Source organism: Pseudomonas sp. DCB_AW, assembly GCF_026240895.1.
GTDB classification, from domain to species: Bacteria; Pseudomonadota; Gammaproteobacteria; order Pseudomonadales; family Pseudomonadaceae; genus Aquipseudomonas; species Aquipseudomonas kermanshahensis.
Genome location: NZ_JAPFCE010000197.1, coordinates 1 through 399, shown reverse-complemented (window position 1 = coordinate 399; position 399 = coordinate 1). Strand labels below are relative to the sequence as shown.

Here is a 399-nt window from a genome sequence, read left to right as displayed (position 1 = left end):
TGGTGATGGTGGTGTGAGGAGACGGTGACCTGGATCCCCTGGCCCCAAGATTCATAGTCTTCAGGATTCCTACTGTATCCTCTAATAGCCCTGCTTCCTACACAGTAATAAACGGCCGCGTCCTCAGGTTTCAGGCTGTCTATTTGCAGCGACACCGTGTTCTTGCTGTTGTCCCTGGAGATGGTGAATCGGCCCTTGACGGCGTCTGAGTAGTCTGTGATCGTTCCAACCCTGCTAATATCTGCCACAAACTCACGCTCCTTCCCTGGAGCCTGGCGGAACCAGCCCATCCTATAGTCTTTGAAGATGTCTCCAGAGGCTGCACAGGAGAGTCTCAGAGAGTCCCCAGCCTGCACCAATCCTCCCCCAGACTCCTGCAGCTGCACCTGGGCCATGGCC

1 protein-coding gene is annotated in these 399 nt (G+C 55.6%); it reads right to left on the bottom strand.

All coding sequences use genetic code 11. The features are described from left to right. Positions 1-395: hypothetical protein (locus OO306_RS28230; protein ID WP_265970402.1), on the bottom strand; the 395-nt coding region annotated here is incomplete at its 3' end. Positions 396-399 lie beyond the last annotated feature (4 nt).